We start from the raw sequence: 21,377 nt of genomic DNA, 5'->3' as shown, positions 1-21,377 counted from the left end.
ATTCCTAGAGAGCAACGCAGCGATAGAGACAGAAGCATACGGGCTTGCGGGGTTGGTTTGCGGAATACCAATCCACTTCACAACATAATGATTTTAGCTCCTTTTAAAAGTACTCCACTCTCGCTTCTCTCTATATTACTATACGATTCATGCATTGATGCGTTTCAGTCCATTGTACATCAGTTTGAAAGCGCAAAAAAGGCGGATGCGAAAACAGTTTCCTGTTTCCGCATCCGCCTTCTATTTCAGCTTACGCTTTTCTTATAATCTAGCTCCAGTGCCGAGCTCCTCGGGACATAAGTCAACCCAGCTGTGTGGCAAAGAACGCTACTTCGCTGGTCTGCCTTATGCCTGTCGGAGTTGAGCCGGCATTTACGCTTTTTCTTCTTAAGATTCGTGACGGCGAGTGCGTCCTGGACGTCCTCCGCCGCTTGTGCTGCCTTCACGGCGTCTTGTTGCGCCAGATCCACCAGCTCCAGTGCCTGAACGGCTTGAAGATGGACGGCCTGATCCAGTTGAACGGCTGCCTTTATAGCCTCCGCCACCACTGCTGCGTCCGCCTTTGCCTTTATAGCCTCCGCCTCCGCGGGATGGCAATGGGCGCTCTTCCGAAATTGATACTGGTGTATCTTCCGGCTCTTTAGTCATTGTTTTAAGGGCCGCTGCAATCAAATCAACAGCATCAAACTTCTCAAGCATTTCTGCCGCAAATTCACGGTAGTCGCCTAAGTTGTTTTTCTCAGTCATTTCTTGCAATTGTTCCACAGCAACGCGTTTTTGGCCTAGTACAGCTTCATCAGCAGTTGGAGGAATCAAAGCTTCCATTTTTTTCTTAGTTGTGCGTTCAACGATGCCCAAGTAGCCCATTTCACGTGGTGTTACAAACGTGACTGCGACTCCTTTTTTACCTGCACGGCCAGTACGGCCGATACGGTGGACATAGCTTTCAGGATCTTGTGGAATATCAAAATTGTATACGTGTGATACGCCTGAGATATCAAGTCCGCGAGCTGCTACGTCAGTTGCAACCAAGATGTCGATTTTGTTTGCTTTGAATTGCTTCAAAACAGACATACGTTTTGCTTGGCTCAAATCGCCGTGAATTCCTTCAGCCAAATAGCCGCGGATGTTCAAAGCATGTGCCAATTCATCAACCCGGCGTTTTGTACGGCCGAAGATGATCGCAAGTTCTGGTTGTTGTACGTTCAAAAGACGTGAAAGGATATCAAATTTTTCGCGTTCTACCGATTTAACGAAGAACTGCTCAATATTCTCAACAGTCATTTCTTTTGATTTGATTTTAACGATTTCTGGAGTCTTCATGAATTTCTCTGCAATGCGGCGGATAGCATCCGGCATAGTTGCTGAGAACAACAATGTTTGGCGAGTATCTGGCACGCTTGACATGATTGTTTGGATATCTTCAATGAAGCCCATGTTCAACATTTCGTCAGCTTCGTCCAGGATTAATGTGTTTACATTGTCCAATTTAAGCGTACGGCGGTTGATATGGTCCAAAAGGCGTCCTGGTGTACCAACGATGATGTGTGGACCGTTTTTAAGTGCACGGATTTGACGGCTGATTTCTTGGCCACCGTATACTGAAAGGATGCGCACGTTTTTATCTTGGCCCAGTCTGTACAACTCTTCTGAAACCTGAATTGCTAATTCGCGAGTTGGCGCAATTACCAATCCTTGGACATTGCCGTTTTTAGTGTCGATTTTTTCGACCAATGGAATACCGAATGCAGTTGTTTTACCAGTTCCCGTTTGGGCTTGTCCGATAATGTCCTTGCCTTCCATACCTAGACGGATTGTACCTTCTTGAATCGGTGTTGCTTCTTCAAACCCCATGCGTTTTACGGACTTTAAAGTGGTTTCGCTAATATTTAACTCTGAAAATTTTACCAAATGTTTTCAATCTCCTTTTGTCTTCATCTTATTTACAAATGGTGTACATTTTAGATGAAATCGTGACAAAGTCGAGCCTTTATGAGGAAGTTTCACGTCGAAAATCATACTCTGTAGTTTTAAGTCAGAGGGGATGTGTGAACAGAAAAAGCTCGGGCGTTGCCGAGCGGTCTGATCGGCGGGTTTTGATGCCCAATAAGTAGAACAAACCGTTTTGCTCAAAAAAATACTCTTCACAAGTGAAGAGCGTTCCAAAAATGTATCCATTGCTTTCATTAGAATAACACGATTTTTAAGCACTTGCAATCAATACGCAAAGGTTCTAATAATCAGTTTACTCTGTGCCTTTCTTCATAAATGCCAAAACCCGCATGAACCAATCCTCGCAGTCCTCGCTATAACAAATCATATGCTTCCCTGTTTCTGAGCGGATGATCTGTTTATCTTCAGAAGCGATATTGTCGTAGATAAAGTCCGCAGCCGATACCGGCACCACCCCATCCTTCATCCCCTGCACAATGCAGGCGGGGATATGGATGTTCTTGTAATATGGTTCGATCAGTTTGACGACCTTCAGGAATTCCCGCGTCGACAACATTGGCGTATTGATGAGTTTGTATTGGTAGCGCTTATAAAACTCATTTTCCGCTAAGCGCATTTTCGCGGCATCCGATAAGGCGCCTTTGACTTCTTGCAATAATTGCGCTGGGCTGATGTATTTGGCCGCTGTGCTCAGCAGCACAAGGCGGTCGATTTTATAGCGCATTGCTAAATACATCGCTATCAATCCGCCCATGGAAAAACCGACAATGATAATTCGGTCGGAAGATTTCTTTAGTTCACGGAGAGCCAGTTCTGCTTCCATCAGCCAGCTATCCGCTGTCATATTTTTCAACGCAAGCGTGTCGCCATGCCCGGGAAGAGTGGGGACCGAGATGTTCCAATCCGTCTGTTTCTCTAAAAAATCAGCGAACGGCTGAACTTCATATGGACCGCCCGTAAAGCCGTGGATGCACAAGACACCAGTTTTCAAGCCGTTCTCCTCCATTTCAATTTGTTGCAAACGGTTCGATGACCTTTTCAAGCGCCATGCCGCGTGAGCCTTTTACCAGAATGATGGAATCCGCTGAGATGCGTTCTTTTAGAAATTCGATGATTGGCGCATAATCGTTTTCGCTCCAAATCACTTCACCAGAAAACGAAACCGTGAGTTTGTCGCGCAGCCACTTCATGCGGGGGCCAAACAGGCAGACACCCGAAATATCGTCGGAAATCAATTTCGCCAATGCTTCATGATAGTTCTGCTCATTGTCGCCAAGTTCCAGCATATCGCCAAGCACCAGCCATTTGTTTTCTTTCATCGTCGTCTCACGAAGGAAGTTCAATGCGGCTCCCATTGAAGAAGGTGCTGCATTATAAGCGTCATTGATGAACGTTGCGCCGTTGTCCGCTTGGATGATCTGCATGCGCATATCTGTCAATGCCGCGTTTTTCAAGGAACGGCGAATTTCTTCTTCAGTCAGCCCCGCTTCAAGCGCCACTAAAATTGCAGCTAACGTGTTCTTAACCTGGTGTTCACCAAGGACTGGAATCGTGAATGCTGCATCAATGATGCCGCTGACCAAAAAGCTGCTGCCGTTTTCAGTAGCTTTGATGTTCGTGACAGCCAATTCGTTGTTTTCACCGAAGCCGAATGAAACCGCCTGCGGGAATTCTTCAACAAACGGCAAAAGCAAGGGCTCATCGCCATCATAAAAAAGCTTCCCATGGCTTGCCATGCCAGCGACGATTTCAAACTTGGCCTGGGCGATGCCTTCGCGTGAACCGAGGTCTTGCATATGGGCTTCGCCGATATTCGTAATGATGGCGTAGTCCGGCCGTGCCAGTTGGGATAAAAATTCGATTTCTCCAAAGCCGCTCATGCCCATTTCAAGGACGGCGAACCTCGTATCTTCATCGAGCGACAAAATGGTCAATGGCAAGCCCAGTTCATTGTTCAAATTGCCTTGCGTTTTCTGCACCTTGAAATACGGCTTTAATACACTTGCCACCAAATCTTTAGTGGATGTTTTGCCGTTGGAGCCAGTGATGCCGATGACCATCGTCGACAATTCGTTGCGGTAAGACCGCGCCATTTCCTGCAGCGCAATTTTGCAGTCATCGACGATCAATAGCGGCACGTCTTTCGGCGGATTCGGCTCATCGCGCTGCCAGAGGCTTACTGCTGCTCCCGCTTCGAAAGCCTGGCGGACATATTGATGGCCATTGACATTTTCTCCGCGGAACGGCACAAACAGATCGCCCGGTTTCAACGTTCTTGTGTTGATCGACACCCCTGTAACAACAACGCCTTTAAAGTTCGTTTTTATATCCAGCCATTCGGCTAGTTGCTCAATCTTCTTTTTCATACAATGTCTCCACTCAATCTATTTTTACTTGCAACATCTGTTTATCATTATAGCGCTCAATCGCCAAATCAATCAGACGCTCAATCAAATCCGGATAAGCAAGCCCCGTATTTTCCCATAATAGCGGGAACATGCTGTATGGCGTAAATCCAGGCAACGTATTGACTTCATTAATCAAGATTTCGTTCTCAGCAGTAACGAAGAAATCTGCACGGACGAGCCCCGAGCAGTCCAATATCTTAAACGCTTTTTTCGCAGATTCCACTAATTCCGCATAAACGCTTTCCGGCAATTCAGCGGGAATGATCATTGCGGTATTGCCGTCTTTGTATTTGGCTTGGTAATCATAGAACGCTTTTAGCGGCTTGATCTCGCCCGCAACTGAGCATTCCGGCTGGTCGTTTCCGAGGACACCGATTTCAATTTCACGCGCCGTTACGCCTTGTTCGACGACGATTTTGCGGTCGAACTTCAATGCCTCTTCCACTGCTGCAGCCAATTCTTCTTTATTGTCCGCTTTGCTGATGCCGACGCTTGAGCCAAGGTTTGCAGGTTTGACGAAGACTGGCCATTGCAATTCAGCGGCAATGCGCTCAACTAGCGCTTTTTGGTTCCGCTGCCACTCACTGCGGATAAAATAGACGTATGGGGTTTGTTTCAATCCAGCAATTTCAAATAATTGCTTCATGACCACTTTATCCATGCCCGCTGACGAAGCTAATACACCATTGCCGACATACGGCAGGTTCATCACTTCAAGCAAGCCCTGCACTGTACCATCTTCACCATTCGGTCCATGCAGCAACGGGATGATAACATCTAAAATTTGTCCGCTTTCTGCCGGTAAGAAGCCGGATATATCATTCGGGGTGGATGCACCCTGGCCGATTTGAAGCTGTTCAATCGAATCAACCGGCCCTTCGAGCAAGGACCCTTTTCTCCATTCCCCTTCTTGCGTTATATAAATCGGATATACTTCGTATTTTCCGAAATTCAAAGCTTTTGTAACCGCACGGGCAGTGGAAAGCGATACTTCATGCTCTGCCGACTTGCCTCCATATAATAAACCGATCTTTTTCTTCATCAGTAAACCTCCGCTATTGTCCATTTGTTGGGCACCTTGGCGCTTTCCCTATGGATTTCTTTTTTTCATAATGCTTAGTTTATCACGAACAGCTGGAGACGAAAAATTTTTTCCGGTTTGATGCCAAAAAAAGAAGCAATGCTCAGAACCAAGCATTACTTCCATTGCTTCAATTTGCGGTCGAAGACGATTTTGCGGTCAACGTCCTGTTTGATGTATCCCTGAATATCCGACCAGAACTCATCAAGAAACGAAATTTCTTCTACCGAACGAATGTGCAGTTCGATGGTATTCTTTGTTTTTTCCGGATCGGCAAGCGAAATCAAGACGCCTTCACGGTAATCATTCTTAAGCGTATTCAGGAGTTCCAGCGGCAATTCCGGTATCAAGTCCTTGGATTTGCGCCGCCAAAAATTTTGACCATTCGCTTCTCTGCGGATCACTTGAGTGAAATAATTGCCCACCAATTCGTTCAGCCGCTCCAAGTAGCGGAAATAAATTTTGGTCGTCTGCTCTTCTTCGCTCGAGAGGTAGACGAATTCGTTTTGTAAAGTGGCGTAAAAAGGCGGCCGTACCGCTTCTTTTTTATGGCCGATATATAGAAGTTCCGCCTGCTCTTGAGGAGACAGTGAATTCAGCTGCTTTTCATTTTTGAAGTCGATCCAGCAAAATTCACTTTTCTTATTGCCCAATCCTTTGCGAAGTTGTGAAAATTCTTCCTGTGCGACAAACTCCAAATATGTATGCATATTGAAAGAGGCATCATCATAGCTATGTTTCAGCAGCAAGAGGTTCTTCGGCATTTTCATGGCATCCAGAAATTGCGCGAAGGTAAGACCGCTGAAAATGGCGAATCGATCAGCTTCGTTCAAATAAATGTATAAATGCTGTATATAATAATCCGCGTTCAGCGGTTTTTTGACCATGTCCCCCACTCCAATCTCCTTTTTCATTATACGACCAATCTTTTGAAATATGAAACATCATAGCTCTATTTTCGTCATTACTTTTGGTATAGGCATATTTTCTGTGGATGCGCTATAATATTAACCGACTCTCAATCTAAAAAAGTACAGGTGAACTCAGATGCAAACAAACAAGAGCATTGCTGATCGCATCGATTGGTCGCTCGCTTTTATCTTATTCCTCTTCTTTGTGGTCAGCTTGATTGCAATTTCTTCGGCTCAGACTTCCGGCCAATATTTGACGAATTTCGTGCCGCGCCAAGGGATTTTCTACATAATTTCCATTTGCATGATTGGCGTGCTGATGTATTTCGATTCAGAGCAATTTAAAAAGATGGCTTATTATTTATACGCCTTCGGAATTTTCATCCTCATTGTGCTAATGATCTCCCCAGACGGCCCCGGCCAGATTGCGGAATCAGTAAACGGTGCAAAAGCTTGGTTCCATTTGCCTTTTTTCAATCTGCAGCCGGCTGAATTCATGAAAACCTTCTATATACTCGCGCTGGCGAAGATGATTTCTTCCCATCATGAGAAGCATCCCCTAAAATCGCTGCAGACCGATTTCATGCTGCTCGGCAAAATCGCGTTGATGTTGAGCGTTCCGTTAGGATTCATCCTGCTGCAACCCGATTTAGGGACGTCGCTCGTGTTCATCGCCATTACACTCGCGTTGACGGTCGTTTCCGGCATCTCTTGGAAAATCATCGCGCCAAGCTTTGGCGGCGTCGCGGTAATCGGCGGCAGCCTGTTGTGGATGGCTGTCAATATGCAGGATTTCCTGTCCGACAATTTCGGTCTGAAACCGTATATGTTCGAACGGATCTATACATGGCTTGACCCTTACGCCTATGCAGAATCAGGTGGATATAACCTGATTGCCGCCATGAATGCCATCGGTTCCGGAGAAGTGTTCGGAAAAGGCTATCAAGGGCGCCAAGTCTACGTGCCGGAAAACCATACCGATTTCATCTTTACGGTCATTTCGGAAGACTTCGGCTTTGTCGGCGCCAGCGCTGTCATCATTCTATTTTTCATGCTCATCTACCATTTGACAAAAATCACGTTGCAATTGAAAGATGTCTTCAGTACGTATGTATGCGCAGGAATCATCGCCATGATTACATTCCATGTATTCCAGAATATCGGCATGACTATCCAGCTGCTGCCGATCACCGGCATCCCGCTTCCATTCATCAGTTACGGAGGAAGCTCGCTGATTGGGAATATGCTCGCACTCGGCATTGTCTTCAGCATGAAATTCCATCACCGGAACTATATGTTCGGCAATGATAAAGAAGGGGATTAAAAAACTCCGGCGCATCGGCGCCGGAGTTTTTTAATGGATTATTGGATTTGCGGATTTTGCGGCAAAGCCAGCGCCTTCAATAACTCTACACGTGATTTTGTGATTTTGGCGTGGATTCCCAGTTTCGATAAATTTGAAACGATTTTGCGAACTTCTACGTCTTTCGCCATCCAGATCACCTCTTTATATTATTCATACTATTATTGACGTTTTGCGCCATTTCTAGTTTCGTATGTAACAGCTAAATATTTGACTTTTCTGTGTCTACGTATATAATACCATCTTTCAAAGGTTTTAAACTTTTCATTTTGATGACATTGTGAATAAATTGTTAATTGTTTCATTTTTCAAGCCGCAAATGATAATATGAAGACAGAAATAGAGTGTTTGACACATTCTCTCAAGCATTAAATCCAAGGAGGAGTTAATAATGACCGAACAAATCACATTGCCTGTAAACGGCATGACGTGCCAACATTGTGTAGGGCGTGTCGAGAAAAACGTTTCTGCATTGCCCGGTGTCGATAAAGTGGATGTTTCTTTGGAAAATGATACAGTGGCTGTAGCATACGATAAATCGGCAGTTTCTGTTGAACAAATCACCGAAGCGATTGAAGACGCAGGTTATGATGTCGGTGCACCAAAAGCGTAAAATTCAATAAAGCCATGAAAAGCGCGTCGGTTGGAGCCGGCGCGCTTTTTTGTATGGGCTGCCCTGTCCGATCTTTATTTGTCGTTCTCCTGAAACAAAGGTAAAATGAAGGCACAGCCTCTTCAGAAAGCAGGAAGTATACATATGAAAAAAACGATTTTATTGTTGATGTCGGTCCAGTTTTTTGTGTACTTGGGCTTCGGCATCATAATCCCGGTTCTTCCGGAAGTCATCGTGCAGCAAGGCTATGGCGAAATCCATGTCGGCGGCTTGATCACAATTTATGCGCTTGCCTCCTTTTTCACCGCTCCTTTATGGGGCAGGCTATCGGATAATACAGGACGCAAACGGCTCATTTTAATCGGGTTGGCAGGTTTCAGCCTGAGCTTTTTTCTGTTCTCGCTATTCCTCGATAACCTGGTGCTGCTGTACCTTTCACGCATTATCGGCGGGCTTTTCTCCGGAGCGCTTTATACGGCAGTAACAGGCTATGTAGCCGATATCACAAGCGATGAAGACCGCAATAAATACATGGGGCTGCTCGGCATGTCCATCGGCCTCGGATTTATCTTTGGCCCGGCCATCGGCGGCTTGCTCGGCTCGATTTCGTTATCGCTGCCCTTCACGGCTTCGGCTGTCCTAGTGCTCTTGCTGATGGCATACGCGTCGCTCGTTTTAAAAGAGCCAGTGCGCCAAGGCGAAGCGGTGAAACGGAAATTGATGCCGAAAGGAGCAAGCGTCCTTTGGCAATACCGCATCCGCTATTTGTTCCTGTTTTCGTTTTTGGTGACTTTTTTGCTTGCCGGCCTCGAGTCGACGTTCCAGCTGTTCCAAATCGACCAAATTCAAATCACACCGCTGCAGCTCGGCTATTTGTTCATCGCTAGCGGCTTGGTGGACGCCGCCATCCAAGGAGGCGTTGTGCGCCGTATTAAAGACGGCAAGGAAACGCAGTGGATAATCGGGGCGCAGATCGTGACGGCTGCCGGCCTTTTCCTGTTGCCGTTCACTACGAGCCTAGTGTTTGCCGGAGTCGCGTTAAGCATCTTCACCGCCGGCAACGCCTTGGCTCGGACAGCGATCGTATCGCTGACATCCAAGGAATCAGGCGGCAAATACGGCACTGCGGCTGGCGTTGCGTATTCGATGGATAATATGGGGCGCATCATCGGACCGTTGTTCTTCACATGGCTGCTGACGATGCAGTCCGGCGCAGTCTATTATTTATCCGGGACGCTGGCATTGCTTGCCATCGTGCTGGTTGTGCTCTTTAGAAAATCCGCCAACTCTTTGCGGACCGTGGAAAATGGCTGAACTTGAAATAACGGCCGGCCGCTGCAATGCATGGCATCTTAAAATAAATAAAGAGGGACGGAAAAATCACTGATTTTTCCGTCCCTCTTTTTGTTTGGATTCAGTTTTTAACGGTGCTGTTAATACGGCGTTCCGCCATTGATATGCAACACTTGCCCGGTTACATACGACGAATCATCCGATGCTAAATACACATATCCCGGCGCAAGTTCATCCGGCTGCCCCGGACGGCCAAGCGGTGTGCTTTGTCCGAATTTCGCAACTTCTTCCGCGGCAAATGAAGCTGGGATAAGCGGGGTCCAGATCGGTCCCGGCGCCACCCCGTTTACCCGAATGCCATCTTTCGCAAGCGACCCTGATAATGCACGGGTGAATGACAGGATAGCCCCTTTTGCAGAAGAATAATCGATCAGTTCTGGCATGCCTTGGAACGCTGTAATTGAAGTGGTATTGATGATTGAACTTCCCCGCTGTAAATGTTCGAGCGCGGCTTTCGTCAAATGGAACATCCCGAAAACGTTCGTCCGGAATGTCCGCTCGAGCTGCTCGGCCGTAATGTCTTTCAAAGATTGCTGTACATGCTGTTCGGCAGCGTTGTTGACCAGGATATCCAATTTTCCGAATTCGTCCATCACTTTGCGGACAGATTCCTGGCAAAATGCTTCGTCGCCGATGTCGCCGGCAATGAGGATGCAGCGCCGGCCTTCTTGTTCGACCAGCTTTTTCGTCTCTTCAGCATCTTCGTGTTCATCCAGATACATGATGGCGACGTCCGCACCTTCTTTCGCGAACGCTACAGAAACAGCACGGCCGATTCCGCTGTCGCCTCCGGTAATCAATGCTGTCTTTTCCGGGAGCCGATGCGCTTTTCCTGCGAGATTCCCTTTGAAATCCGGGCGCGGTTCCATTTCGCTTTCAAATCCAGGCTGGCGTTCCTGCTGCTGCGGCGGTAAGTTCTTGACCTTGTCTTTTTCCATAGTCCGATTCACCCTTCCGTTTTTTATGTCTTTGGAATTTTTCCCTGTACCTGCCAAATTAAACATTCCGAAAAGAAAATCCCATCCGGTTTGCCAACAGCGGCAACAGAGGGGATTTCCGGATTCAAATGGATTTAATGCACCGGCTTTTTCTGCAATCCGTCGGCGAGTTCCGGATACGCTTCCCTGACGATGTTCGGCCGGATCATGTAGGCAACCAATCCGATCAGGCAAAGGCTGCTGCCGAGGACGACGTATTCCGCTGGGACTCTGTCATATAGAAGCCCGAACAATAGATAACCGAGCGGCATCATGGCCATCGCCATCGATTCGAGAATGCCAAAGACTCGGCCGCGGTATTCTTCTTCGACATCTTTTTGCATCATGACGCCGATGGGTGTATTGACAAAGACGTTGGAAATGCCGAATGCAAACATCAGAACGAGGAAATAAAACACATTTGCTCCATACGACATGTCCAGCATCACCGGCAGTGCAAGGCCTGCTAAGATAATCGACATCGCGAACAAGGCTCTTTTGGAAAACAGCAACGGGTACTTCACTTCTTTGCGCAGCGAAAAGTAGATGGAAGCAAACAGCATTCCTACAGCAACCATGGCCTCGATAAAGCCGAAATGCACCGCCTCTACTTTCATTTGCTGGACGGCGATAAACGGCAAACCGATCATCAACGCTGAGAAAAAGAAATTCAATCCGATGGCCGTGCTGACGATGACCATGATGACGCGGTTCGTCTTCAAATATGCCGCGCCTTCTTTCATGCTTTGCATCATGGATTTCTTATCTTCTGCCGCTGCTTCAGCTTTTGCGCTGAATAATTTAAAATCCATCGTTGCTTCCAATGCCAGCGCGAGCAAGTAGCCCACTATCTGGATGAGCAGAAAGACGTTCATGGAAACGAAACCGAATAGCATGCCGCCAACGACTGGCCCGCCGATTGCAGCAATCGACAGCGCCGACTGGTTGAAGCCAATGGCTTTTTGGATGCGTTCCGGATCAATCAAATTGGCAATCGAAGCAGAGAACGTCACGCTTGCGAACATCGAGCTGACGGATAGCAGCGCTGTTGTCGTGTAAATTGCCGGCAGCGACAGCCCTTCAGCCGCGCTATAGAGGAGCAGCGCCCCTACAGCCAATGCACTGGCCAGCTGGGAAACAATCACAATCATCTTCTTGGAATATTTATCGGCGGCATAGCCCGCAAATGGCGCCAGTATCGTCCTTGGCAAAATGCTGAAGATCAAATTAATGGCGAAATTGGCGGCGGATCCAGTTAATGCCAACACATATAAGCTGATGCCGAACGTGTAGACGCTGCTGCCGAACGTCGAAACGAGCTTGCTGATCGTAAAAGTATAAAGGTGATAAGTCGCTTTGCGGATGGCTGCTGATTGAGTCATTTTTTCATCCCCTTGCCCTTTGTTTAATTTAATTAAACAAAATGTATCATTCTTTTACTGGCATTACAAGCGAAAGTTTAATATATTTAAACTATTACAAAAGAGGTGATCTCGTGGAAACTCTCGGAGAACGCATCCGCAGTTTGCGGAAAGCAAAAGGGCTGACGCTGCAAGCATTGGCCGGCAGCTCGATGACCAAAGGAATGCTCAGTTTGATCGAAAACAACAAAGCAAACCCTTCAATGGAAAGTTTGTCTTATATTGCCGGGCAATTGGGCGTTGACCGCAATGAATTGCTCGCTCAGGTTCCTACTGCAGAATTGCGCGAATTGCTGCAAGATGTGGAAAAAATGAATAAGAAGGAAATATACGAACCGAAAAACCTCCAGCCGATCATTGAAAAAATTGAGCCATACGCGGATAAACTGCCTTTTCGCTATGAGTCGGCAAGGCTTCTTGAAATCTACAGCCGCTGTCTTTATTACGCGAAAATTCCCGCATGGCAACAAACCTTGGAACAAGCGGAAGAGATGTATGAAGGGCTTCATCTCATGAACAACAGCGCCGATGTCCATATGTTCAGGGCGATGACCAAATTCCAGCAACACGACTACAGGGAAGCATTGCGAATGCTTCAGGCTTCGCGCAAAGCGTTCGAAAAACGCGACGCGGTGCTGGACTCATTGAAGAAGCTCGATTTCGACTATTTAGAGGCAATTCTTTACATGGCCATCGGCGAACGGGAAAACGCCTTGCGCTTGATGGCTGAAGCGCTCGATTATTCGAAGCAGTACCAAATCTATTACCGAACCGCCGATTTCTACCGGGCATTAAGTTTTCAGGCGATTTTAAGCGGAGACATTGAAGGCATGCAATTCAATATCCATAAGCTCCGCTTGTTTTCGGAGTTCTCAGAAGACAAGAATAACGAAGAAGCAGCAGATTTGATCGAAGCGCATTATTATAACTCCTTTGTCCATGATTATGAAAAAGCGACTGCTATCATCGGAAAACACCAATTTGAAGAACAAGATGAAGAATGGGCGCAGTTTTACCTCGAAAAAGGCAAAGCGCTCTTCGGTATGGGCCGTTTTGACGAAGCACTCGGGTGGCTAAAGCGCCATACCATATCCGAATTTTTGCACCACCCCTATGATTTATCGATGAATTACGAAAAAGACGCTTATATGGCTTTGATTTATGAGCAGTTGGGCAAACACGCTCTAGCAATCGAACACGCGATTATCGCCAAGGACCTGATCGAGCCAATGCCGGATTTGCCATACAAGACATTCATTCTCGATATCTATAAGAAAATCGTTCAATAGAAAAAAGCCTTCGCGGACCGCGAAGGCTTTTTTCTATACGTGCTGTTTTATTGCTGCTGAAAAACTTCCGCAATATTGTAAAGCGCCAAGTCGATATCGAGCGGAATGCCAAGCGCAAGTTTAGCCAATTCCCTTCCCAGGAAAGGCCCCGCTGTGAGCCCCGACGCACCAAGGCCGTTCGCAGCGTATAAATTCGGATGCCCCGGCACTTGGCCGATAAATGGCAACGCGCTCGCTGTTGCTGGACGGAATCCGGTTGCTGCTCCCGTCAGTTCACAAGCTGCGAGCCCCGGAGCGGCATCGAGTGTTTTATCCAAAATATGATGGATGCCCCCGGCAGTAAGCTTCGAATCGAAACCCGCTCCATTTTCATGGGTTGCTCCCGCCACAATTCGCCCGTCTTCAAAGGGTACAATATATTGTCCGTACGGTACCATCGCGACCGGCCATGTACCTGTATCTTGCCCGCTGCTTTGCAAATGCAGGATCTGCGCTTTCTGAGGCACGACGTCCAGCGCCAAGCCAAGCGGCTCGAATAATTCCGAAGCCCATGCCCCTCCTGCGGAGACGATGCTGTCAGCATAGAATGCTCCCGCTTCAGTCTGTACACCTTCCACCTTTTCACCGGCGAGGATCAGTGAAGCGTTGCCCGTAATCTTCGTCGCCCCGAGTTTCACCGCAGCGCGAACCAGCGCTTCACAGATCGAGCGGCCATCGACTCGTGCGGCGCCGCTGACGTAAAGCGAACCGTAGCGCTCTGTCGCAAACGGAAACAATTCACGCGTCTCTTCCGCCGATAGCCTTTTCACTCTTCCCATTTCTGGTGCATCTTCCAGACGCTCCATAGCTTTCGCTTCCATCTTGTCGAGTTTGCTGTCTTCATGGATGCTGACAATGCCCACCTGCTTGTAGCCGGTCTGCGTTTCCCCGAGCTCTTCCAGTTCCCGGATCAGCTTCGGGTAATACGCTGCACCCCCTTTAGCGAGGCCGTACCAAGCCTGATTGCGGCGCTGGGAAATCCACGGACAGACGATTCCTGCCGCAGCACTTGTTGCCTGTCCGGCATCGCCGCGGTCGATCAACGTGACAGCCGCTCCCGACTTCGCTGCGGAATACGCTGCGGAAGCCCCTAAAATACCTGATCCAATAATGATGATTGATTGCATGTATACACCTGTTCCTTTAAAGTCTTTTGCCTTCAGTTTACTGGAGAACCTCCTTATACTCAAACGGCCCACGTTGAATTTTCAGCGTTTCGGATTTGATTTCAAGGATTCAGGGTAAAACAAGCTATAGAAAACCTTGCAAAAATCGAAGGAGGAATAAACAATGGAAAGAAGTGCATCAACCGAGAAAATCTTGCCGGTGACTTCATTTAAAAGTGGATCCGGTGTTGAAATGACGCCTGACGTCTACTGTTACACGATTCAAGTCGCCAATGTATTCTTTATCGGCAATCCTGCTGTCAGCAACGAATGGGTGCTGGTGGATGCCGGCATGCCAGGCACAGCAAGGCGCCTGTTGAAAGAAGCCGAAAACCATTTCGGCCCCGACCATCAATTAAAAGCGATCATCTTGACTCACGGCCATTTCGACCACGTCGGCGGATTGATCGATATCCTGGAGAAATACAAAGTGCCCGTTTATGCGCATCCGCTTGAATTCTCCTATTTGAAAGGTGCTACGGATTATCCGGAGCCGGATACTACTGTAGAAGGCGGGCTGGTTGCGAAGATGTCCTGGGAATTCCCGAACAAAGCCATCGACATTTCAGCCCATCTGAAAGAGTTGCCAGCGGATGGCACAGTGCCGGAAATGCCGGGTTGGAAATGGCTTCATACGCCGGGGCATTCTGAAGGGCATGTATCGTTGTTCCGGGAAAATGGGCGCGTACTGATAGCGGGTGATGCGTTCACGACCGTCAAACAGGATTCCCTTTATAAAGTGATGACACAGAAAAAAGAAGTTCACGGCCCACCTGTCTATTTGACGACTGATTGGCGCGCTGCTTGGGAATCAGTAACGAAGCTCGCCGACTTGCGCCCGCATATTGCTGGTACTGGCCATGGCAAGCCTATGCAAGGTTCCTTGCTCGCGAGGGGCCTTGTAGACCTCGCAAACAATTTTCAAGAACAAGCGGTTCCCAAATATGGCAAATACGTAAATCGCACAAAAGAATAAAATACTGCCGGAAACTCCTTCTTCTCAAGGATTTTTCGGCTTTTTCTTAAAAAACAAACATTTCCGAAAATTTTTCTTGAAATTATGTTTAGCGTCGCGAAGTAAAGGGAATAATAATAACCCAGTCTCCGTTTTTACGCGAAACTGAGTTTTTTTGGAATGGAGATGAATTCTATGAGTAGAAAGGCGCTATTTATTTCCGACCATGGCGATCCACTTGCCAAACTTGGCGGCAAACAAGCTGGCGGCCAAAACAATTACGTTAAACAATTGGCATTGGCACTTGAAGAGAAAGGCTGGCAAGTAGATGTTGTGACCCATTGGTGTGACGCAGCAGCCCCTCAAATTGAAAAATTCGGCACTGCATGCCGGGTAATCCGTGTAGAAGCTGGTCATAAAGGCTTTGTTTCAAAAGATGAAATGTATACCATGCTCCCTGACTTCTATAAAGATATGAAAAATATATTGGCTCTTGAAAGCTATGACATGATCCACACCCATTACTGGCTGTCTGGATTGATCGGCAAAAAGTTAAAAGAAGAATTCAATCTTCCTTTTGTCCATACATCCCATTCACTAGGCTGGGCGAAAGCCAAAGCGACAGGCATTAAAGATGCTCGCCGCATAAAAGCTGAACGGGCTATCTTAAAAGCCGCGGACCAGGTTATTGCTACTACGAATAACGAAAAACAGCTTATCCAGGATAAAATCGTCTCCCATTCTCCCATCAAAGTTATCCCCATCGGGGTTGACCAAGCATTCAAAGTGCGTGGAATCCGTACACATCTTAGAAAAAGCGCCGGTTATGAGACGCCCCTCTTTGTCTTTGCCGGACGCTTGGAAGAAACAAAAGGCATTTTCACGCTATTGAAGGCCTTCCAGCTGCTTGTGAAAAAAACCGCACCGGAGTCCACTCCGCGCCTGCTTATTGCCGGCGGTGAGGAAGACGCCATCGATCCAGCAACTAATTTGCCGTTGGACGATGACTTGCGCAATTCATTGGCTGGGATTGAAGAATACGTCGAGTTCCTTGGGCCTCAGTCACAAGACGAACTGGCAATGCTGTTCAATATTGCAACAGCTACCATCGTACCGAGTTATTATGAATCATTCGGTATGGTCGCTGCGGAAGCGCAGGCATGTGGAAGCCCGGTCATCGCCTCAGATGTAGGCGGGTTGAAAAACGTCGTGCAGGATGGCGTCACTGGACTGCTCGTTGAGACCAAAAACGAAATCGACTTGGCCATCGCTATGGAAGTCCTGTCCGTCAATATTCTTTTGACAGAACGATTGAGCCGCCAAGCAGTGCGCATCGCAAAAAAAGATTTCGATTGGGATTCCATTTCCGATCGCGTCAATTCAATGTATGAGGTGATCATCAGTGCACGCAACAAAGCATATATTAGCGACAGACCTGGACGGGACATTAGTTGGTGATCCCCAGGGGCTTCAGCAGCTGCTGGATTTCTATCAGCAGCAAACGTACGATGTAACATTGATCTATATTACGGGGCGCTATTACGATTCCGCATTGTCACTGATCCGGCAGGAAAATTTACCGATTCCCGACCTCTTGGTAACCGACGTCGGAACCAGCATCTTTAGCGGCAATAGCTTTACAAAAGATCTCGAATGGGCTGGGCTGATGCACGATAATTGGATGCCTGAAAAAATCGAAGAAATCGCCGATTCGATACAAGGCCTGACAAAACAACCGCTGCCGCTCGAAAACCGACGCTCGTATTTTGTCGAGGACCCTCAGCCGGTCGAAGAATTAAAAAGCAAGTTGCAAAGCTTCAGCGTTCCACATAAGCTTATTTTCAGCGGCGGTCGCGATGTCGATGTATTGCCTCCTAAGAGCGGCAAGGGGCAAGCACTCCAATTCATTTTAAAGAAATACCGCATTGAAGACGCTAAGCTTTTGGTAGCCGGCGATTCAGGCAATGATCTGGAGATGCTGACACTCGGCTTCCCTTCTGTCATTGTCGGCAACGCACAGCCGGAACTTCTTGAAAGTCCGGAACATCCCCAGATTTTCCGCGCCACCCGGCATTGTGCGGGCGGCATCCATGAAGCTTGGATGCATTTTCATGGCGAATAACCTTCCTTGGCCGGAACTGGCTTCGGAAGGTTATTTTTATCCACGCATATTGCGCCTGTCCGAGTATTTATTTGTTTTTTTATATAATTCGTTTATATTTAGTAGAAAGGCAGTTTCGTGTTTTACCGGTTAATCTTTCGGAATCCCTTACATATCACGCCTTGATTCTGCCATGAACAGGAGGAAATTGAGATGAGTAAAACCGCGAATTTGCAAAAAGAGTCCATGGTCATGCTGAAAGAAACAAGCCGGACTTTTTTCATCCCAATCAATTTTTTAGAACCCACTTTAAAAAAAGCCGTCGCTTCGGCGTATTTGTGTATGCGGGCGATCGATGAAATTGAAGACCATCCCGAACTCGAGGATGGAGCGAAGCAAAAATTGCTGCTTGAAATTAGTACGATGCTCAAAACCACATTCGACCGGGATGCCTACCAAGCTTTAATCTCCCCTTACCTTCACCTTTTGCCGCCAGTTTCCCAGAGGCTCGCTGACTGGATCAGTGTCTGTCCGCCGGAAATCGTCGAAAAAGTTAAGGATTCCACAGCGGTGATGTCTGCAGGTATGGCAAAATGGGTTGAAAAGAAATGGGTCATCGAAACAAAAGAGGATTTGGACGATTACACGTATTATGTAGCCGGCCTCGTCGGAACGATGCTGTCCGATCTATGGAAATGGTATGATAATACCGATACTGACCCGGAACTCGCCATCGGATTCGGACGCGGCTTGCAGGCTGTCAATATGCTCCGCAATTTTGATGAAGATTTGGAGCGCGGCGTATCGTTCGTCCCTAAAGGCTGGACGCGCGATGATATGTACCATTATGCTTACGAGAACTTGGCGCAGGCGGACCTTTACGTCAAACCGATTAAAAACAAGCGTATTCTGATGTTCTGCAAGGTTCCGCTGGCATTGGCGCATAGTACATTAAAGGCATTGAAGTCCGGCAAAGAAAAGATGTCGCGGCAGGAAGTCGAAAACATTGTCGATCAGCTAAAACAAGAAGAGCAAATAAACTAACATCACAAACGCATTCAATCTTTTTTGAATGCGTTTTTTATATGTAGATTCCTGCAACAAAAATAGCTGCGTTTATTTTTTAAAAAATAGGAAAAACAACTTACATAAGATGCATAAATTTTTTATCAATTCATACGAATAGTCTATACTGAGTTATATAGAAGCTATTTACACTTATCGGAGGGAAATCATGACTGCATCCATCATCGGTATATTAACCGCAGCAATTTTCATCATCAACGTCTTCCTGGCTGCCGCCCTCGTTTTTCTTGAACGGCGCGACGCCACATCGACGTGGGCCTGGATTCTAGTCTTGTTTTTCATTCCCATTTTCGGGTTTTTCATCTACCTGCTGCTTGGCAGAAAACTGCGCAAGAAAACTCTTTTCAAATGGGAAGGCCGTTCGCGTGTCGGAATCGAGTCCTTGATCAGCCACCAAATGGATGCACTTCACAATGGGAAATTCGTATTCAAAGATCCCGCCGTCCGCAATTACAAGGACATGGTCTATTTGCATTTGCGTAATAACGGTGCCGTTTTGACCCAAGACAATGACGTGCGCATTTTTAACGATGGCCGGGTAAAATTCGATTGTTTAATGCAGGATATCGAGAGCGCCAAAGACCATATCCACATCCAGTATTACATTTTCCGTTTAGATGAATTGGGGACGCGCGTCGTGGACGCCTTGACCGCTAAAGCGAACGAAGGCGTCAAAGTCCGGCTGCTTTACGACGATATGGGTTCACGCAATCTCAGCAAACGCCATTTCAAGGAATTCATTAAGGCGGGAGGCGAAGTCGAGACGTTCTTCCCTTCCAAATGGCCGATCATCAATCCTCGGCTAAATTACCGCAATCACCGAAAAATCGTTGTAATTGACGGCCGCGTCGGCTATATCGGCGGCTTTAACGTCGGTGACGAGTACCTTGGGCTGCATAGACGATTCGGCTACTGGCGCGATACCCACTTGCGCATCGAGGGAAGCGCGCTGCATCCGTTGCAGACACGGTTCATCCTGGATTGGAACCAGGCATCGTCAAGGCATGACATCGAGTATGATGAGATCTACTTCCCCGCCATTCCAGCCAAAGGTACGACAACGATGCAGATTGTCTCGAGTGGACCGGATGAAGAATGGGAACAAATCAAGGACGGATATTTGAAGCTCATCAATATGGCGAAAAAATGCATCTATATCCAAACGCCTTATTTCATACCGGATCCAAGCTTTTACGACGCTATTCGGATTGCAACATTGTCAGGAATCGATGTGCGTATCATGATCCCCAACAAACCCGACCATCCTTTTGTCTATTGGGCGACCTATTCATACGCAGGTCAAATGCTGAAAGCAGGGGCACGCGTCTACGTCTACAATAACGGCTTCCTCCACACGAAAATGATTGTCATCGACGATTCTGCTGCGACTGTCGGGACAGCGAATATAGATGTAAGGAGTTTCAAGCTCAACTTTGAAGTCAACGCCTTTATCTACAACGAGAGGGTGGCGCGCCAGCTTACAGCGCTCTTCCACCAGGACGCGGAGCTCTCCAATGAACTAACTTATGACCAGTACTTGGAGCGGACACGCATGATTAAAACCAAGGAATCGATTGCACGCTTGCTGGCACCGATTTTATGAAAACAAAAAAGACGCTTTCGGATTCTCTCCGAAAGCGTCTTTTTCTATTGTTTACTGCACACCTAAATATTGTTCCAATGTAATGCCTTTGGCAAAAATTTCTTTGGCCGCTGCATTGCCCACAAAACGGAAATGCCACGACTCGTGCATATAGCCAGTAATTTTTTCCGAGCCTTCCGGATAGCGGAGAATGAAACCATATTTATGGGCGTTGGCTTTCAGCCATTTGCCCCCTTTTGTCGCGCCGAATGATGCAGAAGCCCAATGCTGCTCCTGACCGGCTTCACCGATATCGAAGGCAAGGCCGGTCTGGTGCTCTGAAAATCCAGGGCGTGCGCTGTAGCGGTCTGCCGCTTTCGCTCCATCTTTTGCAGCGTATCCTTCATAAAGCTGTTTCTGGCGCGCGAATTCACGGTAAGTGCTGAATGCATTTAAACTGATGCCTGCGGCCTGCGCATCTTTTTTCATTGTTTCAAAAGCGGCGCGGGCTTCCTTGCTTTCACCGGGCGCGTAACTCTGCGGCAGCGGATGCTGTTTGTTGGCCAGTAAAATATTATTGATGTAAGTCGGTTTTGCCGGGAGTTTGATGCCATCCTGGTAAGTCGTAGCATCAGCAGGCTGTTGTTCTGCCGGTTCCTCCTTCGGTTCCTCTGCGGCGGGCGGTTCTTCCGCTTTAGGCTCTTCAGGCGCAGGTTTTTCTACTGCAGGTTCCTTCGGCTTAGGCTCTTCAGCCGGTGGTTCTTCTACAACCGGAGGCTCTTGCTCTTTAGGTTTTTCAGCAACTGGCTCTTCCGGTTTTTCAGCAACGGGTTCTTGCGCGCCCGCCTCTTCTTCAGGAGCTTCCGTTTCTTCGGCTTGCTGCCCTTTCAGCGCTGCAAAGCTCCGTTCGGCGTCCCATCCATTGGCGTACAGCCAAGATCCGGCAATCAGCAACAATGCGAGCAAGCTGCCTACGCCCCATTTTATATAAGTATTCTTTTTATCTTGGCTATGTGAATAACGGGATTTCATCGGATTCCCTCTTTCTTTCAACTTCTTTATTATTTTACCATCCTTGC

General features: G+C 47.4%; 19 protein-coding genes. 9 read left to right on the top strand and 10 right to left on the bottom strand.

From position 1 onward, the window contains the following. Positions 1–387 precede the first annotated feature (387 nt). From cshA to AC4EHB_RS14480, 5 genes are all read right to left on the bottom strand, one after another. Positions 388–1,911, bottom strand: coding sequence for a degradosome RNA helicase CshA (gene cshA, locus AC4EHB_RS14500; protein WP_490976038.1), 1,524 nt, complete (start codon positions 1,909–1,911; stop codon positions 388–390). 334 nt (positions 1,912–2,245) lie between these two features. Next, a complete protein-coding gene (locus tag AC4EHB_RS14495; protein ID WP_490981915.1) occupies positions 2,246–2,944 on the bottom strand; it encodes an alpha/beta hydrolase in 699 nt (232 codons plus the stop codon). 16 nt (positions 2,945–2,960) lie between these two features. Continuing rightward, positions 2,961–4,319, bottom strand: a complete 1,359-nt coding sequence (locus AC4EHB_RS14490; protein ID WP_490981914.1) for a UDP-N-acetylmuramoyl-tripeptide--D-alanyl-D-alanine ligase — start codon at positions 4,317–4,319, stop codon at positions 2,961–2,963. Between the two features lie 13 nt (positions 4,320–4,332). Next, the gene (locus tag AC4EHB_RS14485; protein ID WP_490981913.1) at positions 4,333–5,403 is read right to left on the bottom strand and encodes a D-alanine--D-alanine ligase; all 1,071 of its coding nucleotides are present in this window, start codon (positions 5,401–5,403) and stop codon (positions 4,333–4,335) included. Positions 5,404–5,558: 155 nt separating this feature from the next. Further along, on the bottom strand, positions 5,559–6,329 hold the full coding sequence (locus AC4EHB_RS14480) for a hypothetical protein (RefSeq protein WP_490981912.1): 771 nt from the start codon (positions 6,327–6,329) through the stop codon (positions 5,559–5,561). Positions 6,330–6,489: 160 nt separating this feature from the next. On the opposite strand from AC4EHB_RS14480, the gene AC4EHB_RS14475 reads away from it, so the two are divergent. Beyond that, positions 6,490–7,677, top strand: a complete 1,188-nt coding sequence (locus AC4EHB_RS14475) for an FtsW/RodA/SpoVE family cell cycle protein (protein ID WP_490976043.1) — start codon at positions 6,490–6,492, stop codon at positions 7,675–7,677. 38 nt (positions 7,678–7,715) lie between these two features. Here AC4EHB_RS14475 and AC4EHB_RS14470 read toward each other — a convergent pair whose 3' ends face one another. Then, positions 7,716–7,847, bottom strand: a complete 132-nt coding sequence (locus tag AC4EHB_RS14470; RefSeq protein WP_277751548.1) for an Lmo0850 family protein — start codon at positions 7,845–7,847, stop codon at positions 7,716–7,718. Positions 7,848–8,107: 260 nt separating this feature from the next. Here AC4EHB_RS14470 and copZ point away from each other — a divergent pair, with 260 nt between their 5' ends. Together copZ and AC4EHB_RS14460 are read left to right on the top strand one after the other, a co-directional pair. After that, a complete protein-coding gene (gene copZ / locus AC4EHB_RS14465) occupies positions 8,108–8,329 on the top strand; it encodes a copper chaperone CopZ (RefSeq protein ID WP_490976044.1) in 222 nt (73 codons plus the stop codon). 144 nt (positions 8,330–8,473) lie between these two features. Next, the gene (locus AC4EHB_RS14460; protein ID WP_490981911.1) at positions 8,474–9,643 is read left to right on the top strand and encodes an MFS transporter; all 1,170 of its coding nucleotides are present in this window, start codon (positions 8,474–8,476) and stop codon (positions 9,641–9,643) included. 119 nt (positions 9,644–9,762) lie between these two features. Here AC4EHB_RS14460 and AC4EHB_RS14455 read toward each other — a convergent pair whose 3' ends face one another. Together AC4EHB_RS14455 and AC4EHB_RS14450 are read right to left on the bottom strand one after the other, a co-directional pair. Beyond that, entirely contained in the window at positions 9,763–10,620 is an 858-nt protein-coding gene (locus tag AC4EHB_RS14455) for an SDR family oxidoreductase (protein WP_490981910.1), read from the bottom strand. Positions 10,621–10,754: 134 nt separating this feature from the next. After that, entirely contained in the window at positions 10,755–12,041 is a 1,287-nt protein-coding gene (locus AC4EHB_RS14450) for an MFS transporter (RefSeq protein WP_490981909.1), read from the bottom strand. Positions 12,042–12,154: 113 nt separating this feature from the next. On the opposite strand from AC4EHB_RS14450, the gene AC4EHB_RS14445 reads away from it, so the two are divergent. Next, positions 12,155–13,369, top strand: coding sequence for a helix-turn-helix domain-containing protein (locus AC4EHB_RS14445; protein ID WP_490981908.1), 1,215 nt, complete (start codon positions 12,155–12,157; stop codon positions 13,367–13,369). 47 nt (positions 13,370–13,416) lie between these two features. Here the strand turns inward: AC4EHB_RS14445 and AC4EHB_RS14440 are convergent, their stop codons facing one another. Continuing rightward, on the bottom strand, positions 13,417–14,535 hold the full coding sequence (locus AC4EHB_RS14440; protein ID WP_490976049.1) for an NAD(P)/FAD-dependent oxidoreductase: 1,119 nt from the start codon (positions 14,533–14,535) through the stop codon (positions 13,417–13,419). A gap of 163 nt (positions 14,536–14,698) precedes the next feature. Here AC4EHB_RS14440 and AC4EHB_RS14435 point away from each other — a divergent pair, with 163 nt between their 5' ends. From AC4EHB_RS14435 to cls, 5 genes are all read left to right on the top strand, one after another. Beyond that, entirely contained in the window at positions 14,699–15,550 is an 852-nt protein-coding gene (locus tag AC4EHB_RS14435) for an MBL fold metallo-hydrolase (protein ID WP_490976050.1), read from the top strand. A 174-nt stretch (positions 15,551–15,724) separates the two neighbouring features. Continuing rightward, positions 15,725–16,987 (top strand): glycosyltransferase, encoded by a 1,263-nt coding sequence (locus tag AC4EHB_RS14430; RefSeq protein ID WP_490981907.1) that lies wholly within the window; start codon positions 15,725–15,727, stop codon positions 16,985–16,987. Next, on the top strand, positions 16,932–17,651 hold the full coding sequence (locus AC4EHB_RS14425) for an HAD-IIB family hydrolase (RefSeq protein ID WP_490976052.1): 720 nt from the start codon (positions 16,932–16,934) through the stop codon (positions 17,649–17,651). The genes AC4EHB_RS14430 and AC4EHB_RS14425 overlap by 56 nt, the downstream gene beginning before the upstream one ends. A 192-nt stretch (positions 17,652–17,843) precedes the next feature. Next, the gene (locus tag AC4EHB_RS14420; RefSeq protein WP_490976053.1) at positions 17,844–18,674 is read left to right on the top strand and encodes a squalene/phytoene synthase family protein; all 831 of its coding nucleotides are present in this window, start codon (positions 17,844–17,846) and stop codon (positions 18,672–18,674) included. A gap of 190 nt (positions 18,675–18,864) precedes the next feature. Continuing rightward, positions 18,865–20,319 carry a cardiolipin synthase gene (gene cls, locus AC4EHB_RS14415; protein ID WP_490981906.1) on the top strand — a complete coding sequence of 485 codons (1,455 nt, stop codon included), beginning with the start codon at positions 18,865–18,867 and terminating at the stop codon, positions 20,317–20,319. A gap of 51 nt (positions 20,320–20,370) precedes the next feature. Here the strand turns inward: cls and AC4EHB_RS14410 are convergent, their stop codons facing one another. Then, entirely contained in the window at positions 20,371–21,330 is a 960-nt protein-coding gene (locus AC4EHB_RS14410; protein WP_490981905.1) for a M15 family metallopeptidase, read from the bottom strand. Between the last annotated feature and the right edge of the window lie 47 nt (positions 21,331–21,377).

This window comes from Planococcus sp. TJ-302 (assembly GCF_058268455.1).
The sequence above is the reverse complement of the archived record's forward strand: the minus strand, read 5'-3'. Positions and strand labels throughout refer to the sequence as shown.

What these genes read in the sequence shown, in the direction of transcription:
- AC4EHB_RS14490 (WP_490981914.1), bottom strand. Translation starts at nt 4,319, where the DNA reads ATGAAAAAGAAGATTGAGCAACTAGCCGAATGGCTGGATATAAAAACG.
- AC4EHB_RS14485 (WP_490981913.1), bottom strand. Translation starts at nt 5,403, where the DNA reads ATGAAGAAAAAGATCGGTTTATTATATGGAGGCAAGTCGGCAGAGCAT.
- AC4EHB_RS14480 (WP_490981912.1), bottom strand. Translation starts at nt 6,329, where the DNA reads ATGGTCAAAAAACCGCTGAACGCGGATTATTATATACAGCATTTATAC.
- AC4EHB_RS14475 (WP_490976043.1), top strand. Translation starts at nt 6,490, where the DNA reads ATGCAAACAAACAAGAGCATTGCTGATCGCATCGATTGGTCGCTCGCT.
- AC4EHB_RS14470 (WP_277751548.1), bottom strand. Translation starts at nt 7,847, where the DNA reads ATGGCGAAAGACGTAGAAGTTCGCAAAATCGTTTCAAATTTATCGAAA.
- copZ (WP_490976044.1), top strand. Translation starts at nt 8,108, where the DNA reads ATGACCGAACAAATCACATTGCCTGTAAACGGCATGACGTGCCAACAT.
- AC4EHB_RS14460 (WP_490981911.1), top strand. Translation starts at nt 8,474, where the DNA reads ATGAAAAAAACGATTTTATTGTTGATGTCGGTCCAGTTTTTTGTGTAC.
- AC4EHB_RS14455 (WP_490981910.1), bottom strand. Translation starts at nt 10,620, where the DNA reads ATGGAAAAAGACAAGGTCAAGAACTTACCGCCGCAGCAGCAGGAACGC.
- AC4EHB_RS14450 (WP_490981909.1), bottom strand. Translation starts at nt 12,041, where the DNA reads ATGACTCAATCAGCAGCCATCCGCAAAGCGACTTATCACCTTTATACT.
- AC4EHB_RS14440 (WP_490976049.1), bottom strand. Translation starts at nt 14,535, where the DNA reads ATGCAATCAATCATCATTATTGGATCAGGTATTTTAGGGGCTTCCGCA.
- AC4EHB_RS14435 (WP_490976050.1), top strand. Translation starts at nt 14,699, where the DNA reads ATGGAAAGAAGTGCATCAACCGAGAAAATCTTGCCGGTGACTTCATTT.
- AC4EHB_RS14430 (WP_490981907.1), top strand. Translation starts at nt 15,725, where the DNA reads ATGAGTAGAAAGGCGCTATTTATTTCCGACCATGGCGATCCACTTGCC.
- AC4EHB_RS14420 (WP_490976053.1), top strand. Translation starts at nt 17,844, where the DNA reads ATGAGTAAAACCGCGAATTTGCAAAAAGAGTCCATGGTCATGCTGAAA.
- cls (WP_490981906.1), top strand. Translation starts at nt 18,865, where the DNA reads ATGACTGCATCCATCATCGGTATATTAACCGCAGCAATTTTCATCATC.
- AC4EHB_RS14410 (WP_490981905.1), bottom strand. Translation starts at nt 21,330, where the DNA reads ATGAAATCCCGTTATTCACATAGCCAAGATAAAAAGAATACTTATATA.